The following is a 13,471-nucleotide window of genomic DNA, read 5'->3' as shown; positions in this document are numbered from 1 at the left end:
GTGCGTGTCGGGCTCCGGAGGGTTCTCGCGACTTTCGGCCCGGACGGTGCCGCACCGCGAGTCGCAGCGGCATCGGTCCGGAGCCCGGAATATCTCGCCGGTCGCACCCGACCACGGCTCGTCACGCGGTGAGCAGAACTCCTGAGGATTCGGTGTTCAGATGCGTGGGCGACACGATCGGACGGGTTTCGATCAGAAACTCAGGAGTTTGGCCCGCGCTTGGCTCGCGGAACTGCCCGGCGATCTCGCGCTTCAGGGCTCCGACATACTTCAGTTCCTCGGCGGCGCTGATGATGGACTCGAGATCGAAGCTGTCCTTGCTGAGCTTCTGAACCTCGGGAATCAGTGTGTCGTCGATGTCGAGGAGGTCGAGCACGAGGAACGGCTTGGCGTCCATCTTGTTCGGCGCGTCGAGATCGGTGAAGAACTGCCAGACGACTCCGTTGGTGAGAGCCGCGATCCGGGCGTTGGTCGTGGAGAAGTACCGGAAGAGCTGAGACGCGTGCTCGATCTTGGGTGCGCCGGTCGATGCCTTGCACTCGATGAGGATCTGCACCTCGCCGTCGCGCATGATCGCGTAGTCGACTTTCTCGCCCTTCTTGATGCCGACGTCGGCGGTGAATTCCGGCACCACCTCGAGAGGGTCGAAGACGTCGTATCCCAAGATCGTCGAGATGAAGGGCATGACGAAGGCGTTCTTCGTCGCTTCCTCCGTGCCGATTGCCGAGGCTTGATTGCTCACCTTTGTTGCGAGTGCTGCAATGCGGTCGTGAAACTCCATCGGTCCCCCCACGGTGACGAATATGTGGTGACCATAGCGGAATCACAGCAAGAGCGCGTGGGGCGGCGCGCCATTGCCCCCTCCTTCACACCACGCGCCGGAACCGCGGCCCCTCGTACCCGTCCCGCTCAACGTTCCCCAAGAACATCTCCACCGGCCGTACCCAATACGAGTAGTCGTCGCAGAGCTGGCGGTACGAAACGAAGACCTCCTCTGTCTCAGAGTGCCTGGCCGTCCCGAACACCTCATAACGCTGGCCCTTGAAGTGCTCATAGATGCCGGGTTTGATCTCCACTCGGCTCGCCCCCTCCGCAATCGTCGAACGACGCATCGTGCGTGTATCTCGGGTGCCGAGTATGGCAGTCGGCCGCGGGGCAGGTGACGACCGCGACGCAAGAGGCACCTCCCCCCCCTGAAGATCGCAGGACCCGCCGGTGCACGTTCACTACGGTGAAGACGTGGACCCCGAGGCGCTCATCGACCCGCGGCGCGACCGCCGCTCGGCCGGTTCGTCGACGTGGACGGGCGGCGACTCTGGGTCGATCCGCGGGAGGGCCCCGTCCCCTGCGTGGTCTTCCTCCCCGGCTCGGGCGATGTCGGTCTCGATCTGTGGCGCGCCTACGATCGCATCGCGCCATTGCGAGCGGGCGTCATCTACGACCGGGGCGGCACGGGGTGGAGCGAAGACATGATCGTCCGCGTTTCCGAGGCGCACGTGCGCGACGGGCTCGAGGAAGAGTTCCTCGCTCGCCTGCGCGATCTCGTCTCGTCGTTCCCCGACCGGTACGAGGGGCTGGTCCGTCACGCGGTGCTGGTCGACCTCGCCGATCCGCGCCGCGTGCAGTACGTCAGCGAGTGGGCCGACGAAGCGGCGCTCGTCGCGTTCGCGGGGGAGGGCTGGCGCACCGACGCGGTGACGTTCCCCGATGAGGACGCCTACCTCACCGGGCCCCTCGTCCTCCGCCACCACGAGTCGATCGAGATCGACACCTCCGGCGGCTGAGCCGACTCACGCCGCGAACCGGATGACGCCCGCGATGATGAGCGTCACCGCCGTCGTCCACAGGGCGATCGCCGCGGCCTGCCACGCGATGACCCGCACCGGGGGAACACCGGTAGAGGTGAGGGCCGCGGCGGTGAACTGCGTCGGCAGCAGTAAGGGGCCGAGAAGGCTCACGCCCGCGGTGCCGTAGCGGTGGTAGGCCCGCTCGAACTTCTGACGCCGCGGCGAGAGCGGCTCGGCCGGGCCGCCGCGGCGCGCGGTGACGGCGGTGCGCACCCGCGAGGTCGCGAGCACGACGATCGCGACACACAGCAGGTTGCCGACCGCCCCGGCGATCGCGGCGACGACGGGATGGATGCCACCGATGATGCCGATCGCGGCAGCTCCCTCGCCCTCGATGAACGGCACCGCACCGGCGAGTGCCACGATGAGCGGTTGCACGAGGCCGGGCACGTCGGCGACGAGGCCCTGGAAGCCGAGGATGAGGTCGGACAGGGGGTTGGACATGGCTGCTCCGGGTGATCGGTCCGCGGCGGGTTCCGCGGTCATTCCATCTGATCCGTGAGCACACCGCTCGCGGCAGTGTCGCGGTGTCATCGGCATCCCGGAGGAAGCGACGCCCCACCCATGACGAATGTCACGGTCGTACAGTGGCCGGGGTGAGCACCCCCGCCGCCGTGACGTCCTACGCCCGCGATGTGAGCGCGACCTGGTGGTACACGGCCGGGTCGATCCTGATGTTCCACGTACTCGGAATCGTGGTCTGGTCGGTGCCGATCCTGCTGCGCCCGACCCTGCTGCCCGAGCCGCTCGCGATCACGCTGTTCTTCGTCGGCTCGGCGGGCTCTCTCGCTGCCGCCGTCGCCCTTCTCGTGCGCTATCGGCGCGAACCGATCGACGGCGACGAGGCCCCGGTTCGCCGGTCGTGGCCCCTTCTTCTGGCCGGTGCGGCCAGTGCGGCGTTGATGGCGCTGAGCGTGGGTTCGCTGATCCTCGGCACGTGCCTCGCGGCCTATGTCCTGTGCCTGGTGCGGTGGCGCGGTGGCATCCGTCTGCGTCTGGTGACCCTGCTGGTGATCGTTATCCTCGCGGTCTGGTTCGTGGATGCCACGCGCCTCGCGCCCGAGGCCTCCGGCTCGTCGGTGTTCGGGCTCGTGCTGTTCGTCGCGATGCTGCCCGCTCTGGCGGCGACGTCGCTGTGGTGGTGGGACATCGTTCGGGAGCTGGACCGAGCCCGCCGTGCGGAGGGACGCCTCGCTGCGGCGCAGGAACGGCTTCGCCTTGCAAGCGACCTGCACGACCTGCAGGGCCACCACCTGCAGGTGATCGCGCTGCAGCTCGAGCTCGCCGAGAAGATGATGGGGCGCGACCCCGACGCCGCGGTGGAGCAGGTGCGGGCCGCGCGCGCGAGTGTCGACGACGCCCGTCGCGGAACCCGCGACCTCGCGACGCGGTTCCGGGGTGTGCCGCTGCCCGATGAGCTCGCCAACGCCGCCGACCTGCTTCGCGCCGCAGGCCTCACCGTCGAGCTGCGGGTCGACGCCGAGGCCGATCGCGCGCCGGCGGACGTGCTCGGTCCCGTCGTCCGCGAGTCCACGACCAATGTGCTCAAACACGGCAGGGGAGTCTCGGCATCCCTCTCCCTCGCCCGCCACCGCGGGGACTGGGTGCTCGTGGTCGAGAACGACTTGCGCTCGCCCGAGTCGCCCCCGGGCGAAGGAGCGGGCGTAGCGGGGATGGCCGAGCGCGTGGGTGCTGTCGGGGGATCGATGGATGCCGGACGGGTCGGCGAGCTCTTCCGCGTCACGGTCCGCGTGCCCGAGGGGGTGTCCGCATGATCCGCGTTCTCATCGCCGACGACGAGGACATGATCCGCACGGCCCTCGCCGCACTGCTCCGGCTGGAGGACGACCTTGAGGTCGTGGCGGAGTGCCGCGACGGCGAAACCGCGCTCGCCGAGGCCGAGCGGCTCCGGCCCGACGTCTGTCTCCTCGACCTCGAGATGCCCGGGATGGATGGCATCGACACGGCGGCGCGGATCTTGCGTCGCGTTCCGTCGCGCTGCGTGATCGTCACGCGGCACGCGCGGCCCGGGGTGCTGCGCCGCGCGCTCGGCGCCGGAGTGAACGGCTTCCTTCCGAAGTCCCGACCCGCGGATGACGTCGCCGCGGTCATTCGCGAGGTCGCCGCCGGGCGCCGATACGTCGACCCCGAGATCGCGGCTGACGCGCTGAGCGAAGAGCGCAGCCCGCTCACCGACCGGGAGCTCGACGTTCTCCGGGCGGGCGCGCGCGGAGAGACGGTCGTCGAGATCGCGGCATCCCTCCACCTCTCGAGCGGGACCGTGCGCAACCACGTCTCGTCGGTGCTCGGCAAGCTGGGGCTGGCGAGCCGCCAGCAGGCGACGATCCACGCGCGGGAGCGCGGCTGGATCTAGCGGCTCACGCCTCGTGCACGACCGCCGTCAACTCCGGCAGCAACTCCCGCGCGAGGAACCCGATGCCGACCCGCTCGGTGAGTCGGTCGCCGGCGCGGGCGTGCTTCCACCCGCCCCACACGGCGGCGCGTTCCGGCTCCATGCCCAGCGCCGCGAATCCGGTGATCGCGCCCGACAGTACGTCGCCGCTGCCGGCGGTGCCGAGGCCCGAGCTGCCGGGCTCCGCCTGCCACGTGCGTCCGTCCGGGTGCGCCACTGTGCCGAAGCAGTGCACGACGGCCTCGTAGCGTTCGGCGATCTCCCGAATGTCGGCGGCGCGGTCATCGCTGAGGTCGCGTTCGAGCAGCAGCGCGGCCTCCTCCTCATTGGCGTTGAGGATCAGCTCCGCGGGCAGGATGCCGCGTTCGACCGACCCCAGGATGCCGAGCGCGAACGCATCCAGCACGAGTCGGTCGATGTCGGCCTCGGCGATGGCGTGCAGGGCCGCGCGGGTGGCATCCGGATCGTCGAATCCGGGGCCGAGGAGCACGGCATCCGCGGATTCGAGGGTGGCGCGGAGGGCATCGTCGACGGACGCGGAGCCGGTGGGAAGCGAGTGGATGCCGGCCTCGGGCATCGCGGGCCCCAGGTAGGGCGCGATCTCGGCAGGGACGGCGAGGGCGGTGCGTCCGGCGCCGACGCGCAGCGTCGCCTCGGCAGACAGGAGCACGGCACCGGGGGAGCGCGGCGATCCGCCGACGACGACCACCTGGCCGCGAGATTTCTTCGAACCCCCGGGGTCGGGTAGCCCCCACTCGCGCAGCAACGCCAGCGTGACCCCTTCAGGAGCGGGGGACATCGTCGCCTCCCGAGTGCACGGTGATGTCGGCGCCCTCGGCCGCGAGGTGGTCGACAGACGAGAACGTCACGAGCATCCAGCCGTCGTCGGTGCGCACGAGCTCGGTGACCGAGGCGTTGCGCACCGTGTGACTGGCGCTGAAGGCGAGCAGTTCGGCCTCGGTCATCCGCAACAGCACGTACAGCACGAGCATGATCACGGCGTCGTGCGCGACGACCACGACGGTGCCAGGCGACGCGTCGAGCCGCTCGCCGAGGAACGACCGAAGCCGCAGCGTGACGTCGGCCCACGACTCCCCGCCCGGGGGCCGGTGGGAGAACTTGCCGAGGTGGCGCCGACGGGCCGCTTCTTCCGGATGCAGCTCCTGCACTCCGCGGGTGGTCAAGAGATCCAGGATGCCGAGCTCGCGGTCGCGCAGCCGTTCGTCGATGACCGTGGGAACCGACGCCGGCCGGTCGCCGAGCGCGAGCGACAGCGTCTGCCGCGCACGAAGGTAGGGCGACACCCAGTACTCGTCGACGGGGGCGTCGAGGTCGGCGAACCAGGCGCTGAGCGCCGTCGCCTGTTCCACGCCCACGGGCGAGAGCTCCACGTCGCTGTCGCGCGTGTCGAGCGCGATCACCGGGGAGCCCTCGCGCTCGGCCCTCGAGGCCGCGACGTTCCCTTCGCTTTCGCCGTGCCGGATGAGCCACAGTCGATTCACTGCCATTTCCCCACGGTAGGTCGCTCCGGCGAACAGACGCGCGGGCGTTGACAGCGACGGGGCATCGAGGGCAGCGCACGCGCGCTGTCCGGCGATCCGCGCGTCTGCCAGGCTTGCGAAGCGAGCGGAGGAGCCCCATGACGGCCAAGATCGACTTCAAGAACTCTCTCGACAGTTATCAGGCCAGGGTCGGCGAGTTCAGGGTCGTGGAGATTCCCGACCTGCGATATCTGATGATCGACGGGCACGGTGACCCCAACACCGCGCCGGCCTACGCGCAGGCCTTGCAGGCGCTGTACCCGGTCGCGTACAAGCTGAAGTTCGCGAGCAAGCGCGAACTCGGCCGCGACTACGTGGTGCCTCCGCTGGAGGGCCTGTGGTGGGCGGACGATATGGATGCCTTCACCGTGGTGAGAGACAAGTCGCGGTGGGACTGGACGATGATGCTCCTGGTTCCCGACTGGATCGACGAGGCGATGTTCCAGTCCGCCGTCGAGATCGTGCGCGCAGCAGGATCCGCCGATCGGCTGGAAGAAGTGCGGATGGAGACCCTTGCCGAAGGACTGTGCGTGCAGACGCTGCACGTCGGTTCCTTCGATGAGGAGGCAGACGTGCTGGATGAGATGCACCACGCCTTCATCCCCGGTCAGGGGCTCAGCCTGAGCGGGAAGCACCACGAGATCTACCTGAGCGACGTCCGCCGAACCTCTCCCGACAAGCTCCGTACCATCCTCCGCCAACCCGTTTGTCGAACTCCGGCGTAGCCGACGAGCGGAGCAGCCGCGCGTGATCTCCGGTGTGAGCCGGGCGGCATCCTGCCATCATCGAGCCATGGCCGACGACCTCGCCCCGACCGACCTCGCCCACCTCCGTCGCGCGATCGAGCTGTCGATCCTCGCGCGCGACCACGGCAACCACCCATTCGGCGCGGTGCTCGTCAGCGCCGACGGCCGCGTGCTGGAGGCCGAGAACACCGCGCTCACCGACCGTGACGTGACGGCGCACGCGGAGACGAACCTCGTCCGCGTCGCCTGGAGAACCCTGGATGCCACCGATCTGCCGGCATCCACTCTCTACACGTCGTGCGAACCGTGCGCGATGTGCGCGGGGGCGATGTTCTGGGCGGGCATCGGGCGCATGGTCTACGCCCTCTCGGGCCGGGGACTCATCGCGCTCGCCGAGTCGGAGGACGGTGGCCGCGAACTCGACCTGCCGTCGCGCGACGTGTTCGCGCGCGGTGTGCCGGTGGTCGAGGTATGGGGGCCGCACCTCGAGGAGGAGGCCGCCGAGCCGCACCGGGGGTTCTGGGGATGATGCCTGACGGCTCGGACCAGCCGAACCGTGTTGAGCGGACCTAGCGATCGAGGACGGCGGCGACCGCCTCGATCTCGACGAGCTGGTTCTCGTAACCGAGGACGGTGACGCCGAGCAGGGTGCTCGGAGCGTCGTGCTCACCGAAGGCATCCCGAACCATTCGCCATGCCGCCACGAGATCTTCCCGTCGCGATGATGCGACGAGCACCCGGGTGCTGAGGACATCCCTCAGCTCGGCCCCGGCTTCAGCGAGCGCGATCGCCATGTTCTCCACGCACTTCGCGGCTTGCACCGCGACGTCGCCCACGCCCACCACGGATCCCTCGAGATCGAGCGGACATGACCCCGCGAGGAACACGAGCCGCGCGTCGGCCGGTGCGGTTGCGGCGTACGCGTACTCGGCGCGATCGCTCAGCGAAGCGGAGCGGATGAGGGTCACGGCTCGGGGCATGGGCGCCATCCGGGAACCGTAGCGGAGTCGTCGCCCACCGCGGTAGGCAGACCGTCGAGAGCTTGGCATCCATCTCCCGAACCCCCTCCGTTCGAAGGTGCAACCGTCCGGGCTGTTCAGCCGGGTCTAGTAGTGTGGACCCTCGGCGAGATCTCTCGATATCAAGAGATCTGAGCCTCCTCCCACCACCGATCGCCCAGCGAAGGATCATCCGTGGATCTCTACGAGTACCAGGCCCGAGACCTGTTCGAAAAGTACGAGGTGCCGGTGCTCGCCGGCATCATCGCCGACACCCCTGAGGAGGCGAAGGCGGCCGCAGAGAAGCTCGGCGGTGTCGTCGTCGTCAAGGCTCAGGTCAAGACCGGAGGCCGCGGCAAAGCCGGCGGTGTGAAGGTCGCGAAGAACCCCGACGAGGCCTTCGAGGCGGCGCAGGCCATCCTCGGTCTCGACATCAAGGGCCACGTCGTCAAGCGCGTCATGGTCGCCGCGGGCGCCAAGATCGCCAAGGAGTTCTACTTCTCGGTGCTGCTCGACCGCGCCAACCGCTCTTACCTGTCGCTGTCCAGCGTCGAGGGCGGCATGGAGATCGAAGAGCTGGCGGTCGAGCGTCCCGACGCTCTCGCCCGCATCGAGGTCGACCCGCTCGAGGGGATCACCCCCGAGAAGGCCCTCGAGATCGCCAAGGCCGCGAAGTTCGACGACGAGCTGGCGCCCAAGGTCGCCGACGTCTTCGTCAAGCTCTTCAACGTCTACAAGGGCGAGGACGCCACCCTCGTCGAGGTGAACCCCCTCATCCAGTCCGAGGACGGCGACATCATCGCCCTCGACGGCAAGGTCTCGCTCGACGAGAACGCCGGTTTCCGTCACCCCGAGCACGAAGAGCTCGAAGACAAGGATGCCGCCGACCCCCTCGAGGCCAAGGCCAAGCAGCACGACCTCAACTACGTCAAGCTCGACGGCCAGGTCGGCATCATCGGCAACGGCGCGGGTCTGGTCATGTCGACCCTCGACGTCGTCGCCTACGCAGGTGAGAACCACGGTGGGGTCAAGCCCGCCAACTTCCTCGACATCGGCGGTGGCGCCTCGGCCACGGTCATGGCCGCCGGCCTCGACGTCATCCTCGGCGACGAGCAGGTCAAGAGCGTTTTCGTCAACGTCTTCGGTGGCATCACCTCGTGCGTCGCCGTGGCCGAGGGCATCGTCAAGGCCCTCGAGATCCTCGGCGACGCCGCCACCAAGCCGCTCGTGGTCCGTCTCGACGGCAACCAGGTCGAAGAGGGTCGCGCGATCCTCGCCGCCGCCAACCACCCGCTCGTGACCCTCGCCGCCGGTATGGACGAGGGCGCCGACAAGGCCGCCGAACTGGCCAACGCGTAAGGGATAGAACAGATGTCGATCTACCTCAACAAGGACTCCAAGGTCATCGTCCAGGGCATCACCGGCGGCGAAGGCACCAAGCACACCGCGCTCATGCTCAAGGCCGGCACCCAGGTCGTCGGCGGTGTGAACGCCCGCAAGGCCGGCACCACGGTCACGCACAAGGATGCCGCCGGCAACGACGTCGAGCTTCCCGTCTACGCCTCGGTCGAAGAGGCCATGCGCGAGACCGGCGCCGACGTGTCGATCGCGTTCGTGCCCCCGGCCTTCACGAAGGACGCGATGGTCGAAGCCATCGACGCCGAGATCCCGCTGCTCGTCGTGATCACCGAGGGCGTGCCCGTCGGCGACAGTGCCGAGGCGTGGGCGTACGCGAAGTCGAAGGGCGAGAAGACCCGCATCATCGGCCCGAACTGCCCCGGCATCATCACACCTGGCGAGGCGCTCGTGGGCATCACGCCCGCGAACATCACCGGCAAGGGCCCCATCGGCCTCGTGTCGAAGTCGGGCACCCTGACCTACCAGATGATGTTCGAGCTGCGCGACCTGGGCTTCTCGACCGCCATCGGCATCGGCGGCGACCCCATCATCGGCACGACGCACATCGACGCGCTCGCCGCGTTCGAGGCCGACCCCGAGACCAAGGCGATCGTGATGATCGGCGAGATCGGCGGTGACGCCGAGGAGCGTGCGGCCGACTTCATCAAGGCCAACGTCACCAAGCCGGTCGTCGGCTACGTCGCGGGCTTCACCGCCCCCGAGGGCAAGACGATGGGCCACGCCGGCGCCATCGTCTCCGGTTCGGCGGGCACCGCCCAGGCGAAGAAGGAGGCCCTCGAGGCCGCCGGCGTCAAGGTCGGCAAGACGCCGTCCGAGACCGCTGCCCTGATGCGCGAGATCATCGAGGCGCTGTAACCCCGCCTATGTGAAGGGCCCGGATGCCATGGCATCCGGGCCCTTTTCCGTTCCTCCCGCCGGCGATCACCACGTCCACCACGCCGATGCGCCACGGGTGACCTGCCCGTCAGGGGAGAAGGATGAGCTTCCCCGTCGATCCGCCCGCCTGGCCCAATTCGTGAGCCCGGGCGGCTTCCGTCAGGCCGAACGTCTGCGCGACGACGACGCGGATGTCGCCCCTCCCGGCGAGCTCCGCGAGCTTGGCGCGCATGGACAGTCGGTAGGCGGTCCCCGCATCTTGACCGGGACCGTAGCCCAAGAGCGCGATCCCCTTTCCTGCGCGCCGGTCAGACCCCGTGATCGAGGCGATGCGTGCCGGATCGGAGACCAGGGCGAGCGACACGTCAAGAGCTTCATCGGTGCCGACCGTGTCGATCGCTGCGTCCACCCCCCGCGGAGCCGCCGCTCGTACACGATCGGCCAGGCCCTCACCGTAGACGACGGGGATCGCTCCGAGCTCACGCAGCAGATCGTGATTGCGCTCGGCAGCCGTCGCAACGACGGCTGCGCCGTGCACGCGCGCCAACTGCACGGCCATGAGGCCGACCCCTCCGGCGCCGCCGTGGATCAGGACGGTGTCGCCCGGTCGGACGCCCGCGGCGTGCAGAGCGTGCGCTGCCGTCAGCCCGGCCAGCATCAATCCGCCCGCCTCGGCCCACCCGAGCGACGCCGGCTTGGGGATCAGCGAGGAGAACGGCACGACGACGGTGTCGGAATAGGCACCGGTCACCGGATAGACGATCACCTCGTCGCCGACGGCGACGTTCTCGACGCCCACGCCGACCGCGCTGACGACGCCCGCGCAGTCCATACCCAGGGTGGGTAGTGCGTCCGCCAGACCGGCGCCGTCCTTCTCGTCGTCGTCGACCTCGTGGAACGCGCCGCCGTACAGCTTCCAGTCGAGAGGATTCACGCCCGCGGCGCGGACCTGGACGACCACCTCGCCCGGACCGGGCTCCGGCACGTCGATGTCACGGACGGTGAGAACGTCGGGGCCGCCGAATGCTCTCGGACGCACGGTTCGGGCCATCAGAACTCCTCGGAAGGGCGGTGCTCGGCGTGGTGCCGAGCGGAGGGAAGCTGTCGGGTCGATCAGCCTGCTCTCCATCGTGGCCGCGAGCACGGGCATCGGGAAGCGCAATCTCTGCAACACTGCTTTGCGTCTGCCACAATTCACCGTGATGGCCGAGCAACTCGATCTCAACCTCCTCCGCGTGTTCGACGCCGTGATCGACACCGGCAGCGTGTCGCGCGCCGCCGATCGCCTGCATCTCTCGGTCCCCGCGACCAGTCGCGCGCTGGGGCGCCTCCGACGGGCCATGAACGACCCGATCCTCGTGCGCGCGGGGAGGTCGATGGTTCCCACGCCCTTCGCTCAGCGGGCGGCCGCACGGGTCAAGGCGGTCCTCGACGACGCCGACCGTCTCCGCTCGGAGACGCACTCCGACCCCGCGACGTGGCGCCGCACGTTCGCGATCCGCATCAACGATGCACTGTCGCCCGTCCTCGCCCCTCGCCTGGCGCGACTCGTCGCAGCCCATGCCCCGCACGTGCAGTTGAGATTCGTCGCCCAGGAGTCGAAGAACGCCGACCTTCTCCGCAACGGCACTCTGGACCTCGACGTGGGAGTGGCCGACCCCGCACCGCCGGACGTGAGGTCCTCGGTCCTCTTCACGGACGTCTTCGTCGCGGTCGTCGCGGCGGCATCCGACCTGGGGAGGAAGTCGGCCCTGACGCTCGACGATCTCTGCGCCGTCCCGCATGTCTCGGCGTCGCGCCGAGGGCTCGACCGCGGCCCGCTCGACGACGCCCTGGAGAGGATCGGCCGCTCGCGCCGGGTCACCGCCGTCGTCCCGACCTACGCCGTCGGGGCGCTCATGGCTCTCGAGGACGACGCGCTCTGCCTCGTTCCCTCGCGGCTCGCGTCGCACCTGCGCGAGCGGGGTGTGCCGTTGCGCGCACACGAGGTGCCGGTTCCCCTGCCCCGCGCAACCGTTGAGCAGCGCTGGCATCTTCGCGTCGACAACGACCCCGCTGTCCGATGGCTGCGATCGGCGCTCGTGACGGCATCCTCCGTGGCGCAACCCGACGCACCGTGATGGCGCGGAGAGGAGTCGAAGCACTTTCCCCGGTCGCGATGCTCAGCCGAGCAGGGACTCCACGGGGCCCCGGGCGAAGAACACGACGAAGCCGGCGGCGACGATCCACAGCAGCGGACTGACGCGGCGCGCGCGGCCCGACAGCGCCTGGATGACGACCCAGCTGACGAAGCCCGCGCCGATGCCGTTGGCGATCGAGTAGGTCAGCGGCATGATCGTCACCGTCAGGAACACCGGGATCAGCACCGACAGGTCGCTGAGGTCGACGTGGCGGATCTGGCCCATCATCAGCGCACCCACGATCACGAGCGCGGCCGCGGCGATCTCGGTGGGCACGACGCTGGTCAGCGGCGTGAAGAACATAGCCAGCAAGAAGAGTGCTCCGGTCACGACGTTCGCGAGGCCCGTCCGGGCGCCCTCGCCGATACCCGAGCCCGACTCGATGAACACGGTGTTCGACGACGAGGAGGTCGCGCCGCCGGCGACGGCGCCGATGCCCTCGATCACCAGCGCCGAGCGCAGGCGCGGGAAGGTGCCATCGGGGGCAGCGAGGCCCGCCTCGCGGGAGAGACCGGTCATCGTGCCCATGGCGTCGAAGAAGTTCGTGAAGACGAGCGTGAAGACCAGCATGAGGGCCGCGAGGACACCGATGCGGCCGAATGAGCCGAAGAGGTCGACCTGGCCGACGAGCGACAGGTCGGGCAGGCCGACCCACTTCGCCGGCACCGTCGGGACGCTGAGGCCCCAGCCGCCGGGGTTCTCGGCCGAGCGCGCGCCGAGCCGCGCGATGGCCTCGACGATCACGGCGATGACGGTGCCGCTGAGCAGCCCGATGAGGAGGGCCGCCTTGACCTTGCGCACCATCAGCACGGCGGTGATGAGGAGGGTCAGCACGAACAGCGCCGTCGGGATGGTCGCGATCGATCCCTGCACGCCGAGGCCCACCGGGGGCGACGAGAGGCCCGTGGCGGTGACCAGCCCGCTGTCGACGAAGCCGATGAAGGCGATGAACAGGCCGATGCCGACGGTGATGGCCGTCTTGAGAGCCAGCGGCACGGCCTCGAAGATCATGCGGCGCAGACCCGTGACCGCCAGGAGCACGATGATGAGTCCGTTGATCACGACGAGGCCCATCGCCTCGGGCCACGTGACCCCGCCGACGATGCCGACGGCGAGGAACGAGTTGATGCCCAGGCCCGCGGCGAACGCGAACGGCAGTCGGGTGACGAGGCCGAACAGCATCGTCATGACACCGGCGGTGAGGGCGGTGACCGCGGCCACCTGCGGGAAGCCCAGGGCGTTTCCGGCGACGTCAGGGGTCCCCGACAGGATGATCGGGTTCAGGATGACGATGTACGCCATCGTCACGAACGTCACCACGCCGCCGCGCACCTCCGCGCCGACAGAGGACCCTCGCGCGGTGATCTCGAAGAAGCGGTCGAGCGCGTTCTTCGGTGCGGGGGCGGTGGTGGTCTCGGGAGCGGGCGTGCTCATGGGGGCTCCAGGAAAAT

The 13,471-nt window shown here is 69.2% G+C and carries 15 protein-coding genes and 1 pseudogene; 8 read left to right on the top strand and 8 right to left on the bottom strand.

The window, feature by feature from the left end:
• Window positions 1-217: 217 nt before the first annotated feature.
• A pseudogene (locus FE256_RS15380) lies at window positions 218-781 on the bottom strand (type I restriction endonuclease); the annotation flags it as partial.
• An 85-nt stretch (window positions 782-866) separates the two neighbouring features.
• A complete protein-coding gene (locus FE256_RS15375; protein ID WP_138177400.1) occupies window positions 867-1,076 on the bottom strand; it encodes a DUF1653 domain-containing protein in 210 nt (69 codons plus the stop codon).
• A gap of 273 nt (window positions 1,077-1,349) precedes the next feature.
• Between FE256_RS15375 and FE256_RS15370 the strand changes: the two genes are divergently transcribed.
• The gene (locus FE256_RS15370) at window positions 1,350-1,784 is read left to right on the top strand and encodes an antibiotic biosynthesis monooxygenase family protein (protein ID WP_212743534.1); all 435 of its coding nucleotides are present in this window, start codon (window positions 1,350-1,352) and stop codon (window positions 1,782-1,784) included.
• Between the two features lie 6 nt (window positions 1,785-1,790).
• Here FE256_RS15370 and FE256_RS15365 read toward each other — a convergent pair whose 3' ends face one another.
• Complete coding sequence (locus tag FE256_RS15365) at window positions 1,791-2,291, bottom strand: small multidrug efflux protein (protein WP_138177398.1); 501 nt, start codon at window positions 2,289-2,291, stop codon at window positions 1,791-1,793.
• A gap of 152 nt (window positions 2,292-2,443) precedes the next feature.
• On the opposite strand from FE256_RS15365, the gene FE256_RS15360 reads away from it, so the two are divergent.
• Together FE256_RS15360 and FE256_RS15355 are read left to right on the top strand one after the other, a co-directional pair.
• Window positions 2,444-3,622, top strand: a complete 1,179-nt coding sequence (locus tag FE256_RS15360; protein ID WP_252371050.1) for a sensor histidine kinase — start codon at window positions 2,444-2,446, stop codon at window positions 3,620-3,622.
• Window positions 3,619-4,221 (top strand): response regulator transcription factor, encoded by a 603-nt coding sequence (locus FE256_RS15355; RefSeq protein ID WP_138177396.1) that lies wholly within the window; start codon window positions 3,619-3,621, stop codon window positions 4,219-4,221. The genes FE256_RS15360 and FE256_RS15355 overlap by 4 nt, the downstream gene beginning before the upstream one ends.
• Window positions 4,222-4,225: 4 nt before the next feature.
• Here the strand turns inward: FE256_RS15355 and FE256_RS15350 are convergent, their stop codons facing one another.
• Both FE256_RS15350 and FE256_RS15345 read right to left on the bottom strand, forming a co-directional pair.
• The gene (locus FE256_RS15350) at window positions 4,226-5,059 is read right to left on the bottom strand and encodes an ADP-dependent NAD(P)H-hydrate dehydratase (protein WP_138177394.1); all 834 of its coding nucleotides are present in this window, start codon (window positions 5,057-5,059) and stop codon (window positions 4,226-4,228) included.
• Window positions 5,043-5,768, bottom strand: coding sequence for a histidine phosphatase family protein (locus FE256_RS15345; RefSeq protein WP_138177392.1), 726 nt, complete (start codon window positions 5,766-5,768; stop codon window positions 5,043-5,045). The genes FE256_RS15350 and FE256_RS15345 overlap by 17 nt, the downstream gene beginning before the upstream one ends.
• Window positions 5,769-5,899: 131 nt before the next feature.
• Here FE256_RS15345 and FE256_RS15340 point away from each other — a divergent pair, with 131 nt between their 5' ends.
• On the top strand, window positions 5,900-6,526 hold the full coding sequence (locus FE256_RS15340) for a GyrI-like domain-containing protein (RefSeq protein ID WP_138177390.1): 627 nt from the start codon (window positions 5,900-5,902) through the stop codon (window positions 6,524-6,526).
• Between the two features lie 67 nt (window positions 6,527-6,593).
• Entirely contained in the window at window positions 6,594-7,076 is a 483-nt protein-coding gene (locus tag FE256_RS15335; protein WP_138177388.1) for a nucleoside deaminase, read from the top strand.
• A gap of 40 nt (window positions 7,077-7,116) precedes the next feature.
• Here FE256_RS15335 and FE256_RS15330 read toward each other — a convergent pair whose 3' ends face one another.
• Window positions 7,117-7,527: a RidA family protein gene (locus FE256_RS15330; RefSeq protein ID WP_138177402.1), complete on the bottom strand. Its 411-nt coding sequence runs from the start codon at window positions 7,525-7,527 to the stop codon at window positions 7,117-7,119.
• 213 nt (window positions 7,528-7,740) lie between these two features.
• Here FE256_RS15330 and sucC point away from each other — a divergent pair, with 213 nt between their 5' ends.
• Window positions 7,741-8,904 carry an ADP-forming succinate--CoA ligase subunit beta gene (gene sucC / locus FE256_RS15325; RefSeq protein WP_138177386.1) on the top strand — a complete coding sequence of 388 codons (1,164 nt, stop codon included), beginning with the start codon at window positions 7,741-7,743 and terminating at the stop codon, window positions 8,902-8,904.
• A 12-nt stretch (window positions 8,905-8,916) separates the two neighbouring features.
• On the top strand, window positions 8,917-9,819 hold the full coding sequence (sucD, locus tag FE256_RS15320) for a succinate--CoA ligase subunit alpha (RefSeq protein ID WP_138177384.1): 903 nt from the start codon (window positions 8,917-8,919) through the stop codon (window positions 9,817-9,819).
• 109 nt (window positions 9,820-9,928) lie between these two features.
• On the opposite strand, the gene FE256_RS15315 is transcribed toward sucD, so the two are convergent.
• Entirely contained in the window at window positions 9,929-10,891 is a 963-nt protein-coding gene (locus tag FE256_RS15315) for an NADP-dependent oxidoreductase (protein WP_138177382.1), read from the bottom strand.
• Window positions 10,892-11,042: 151 nt separating this feature from the next.
• Here FE256_RS15315 and FE256_RS15310 point away from each other — a divergent pair, with 151 nt between their 5' ends.
• Window positions 11,043-11,960: a LysR substrate-binding domain-containing protein gene (locus FE256_RS15310; protein ID WP_138177380.1), complete on the top strand. Its 918-nt coding sequence runs from the start codon at window positions 11,043-11,045 to the stop codon at window positions 11,958-11,960.
• Between the two features lie 42 nt (window positions 11,961-12,002).
• On the opposite strand, the gene FE256_RS15305 is transcribed toward FE256_RS15310, so the two are convergent.
• Window positions 12,003-13,454, bottom strand: coding sequence for an NCS2 family permease (locus tag FE256_RS15305; protein ID WP_138177378.1), 1,452 nt, complete (start codon window positions 13,452-13,454; stop codon window positions 12,003-12,005).
• Between the last annotated feature and the right edge of the window lie 17 nt (window positions 13,455-13,471).

Source organism: Microbacterium sp. 5K110, assembly GCF_005774735.1.
Classification (GTDB): domain Bacteria; phylum Actinomycetota; class Actinomycetes; order Actinomycetales; family Microbacteriaceae; genus Microbacterium.
This window is presented reverse-complemented; position numbering and strand designations above follow the sequence as displayed.

Bases quoted from the DNA above. Each gene is read 5' to 3' on its own strand.
- FE256_RS15365 (WP_138177398.1), bottom strand. From the start codon at position 2,291: ATGTCCAACCCCCTGTCCGACCTCATCCTCGGCTTCCAGGGCCTCGTC.
- FE256_RS15355 (WP_138177396.1), top strand. From the start codon at position 3,619: ATGATCCGCGTTCTCATCGCCGACGACGAGGACATGATCCGCACGGCC.
- FE256_RS15350 (WP_138177394.1), bottom strand. From the start codon at position 5,059: ATGTCCCCCGCTCCTGAAGGGGTCACGCTGGCGTTGCTGCGCGAGTGG.
- FE256_RS15345 (WP_138177392.1), bottom strand. From the start codon at position 5,768: ATGGCAGTGAATCGACTGTGGCTCATCCGGCACGGCGAAAGCGAAGGG.
- FE256_RS15340 (WP_138177390.1), top strand. From the start codon at position 5,900: ATGACGGCCAAGATCGACTTCAAGAACTCTCTCGACAGTTATCAGGCC.
- FE256_RS15335 (WP_138177388.1), top strand. From the start codon at position 6,594: ATGGCCGACGACCTCGCCCCGACCGACCTCGCCCACCTCCGTCGCGCG.
- FE256_RS15330 (WP_138177402.1), bottom strand. From the start codon at position 7,527: ATGCCCCGAGCCGTGACCCTCATCCGCTCCGCTTCGCTGAGCGATCGC.
- sucD (WP_138177384.1), top strand. From the start codon at position 8,917: ATGTCGATCTACCTCAACAAGGACTCCAAGGTCATCGTCCAGGGCATC.
- FE256_RS15315 (WP_138177382.1), bottom strand. From the start codon at position 10,891: ATGGCCCGAACCGTGCGTCCGAGAGCATTCGGCGGCCCCGACGTTCTC.
- FE256_RS15310 (WP_138177380.1), top strand. From the start codon at position 11,043: ATGGCCGAGCAACTCGATCTCAACCTCCTCCGCGTGTTCGACGCCGTG.
- FE256_RS15305 (WP_138177378.1), bottom strand. From the start codon at position 13,454: ATGAGCACGCCCGCTCCCGAGACCACCACCGCCCCCGCACCGAAGAAC.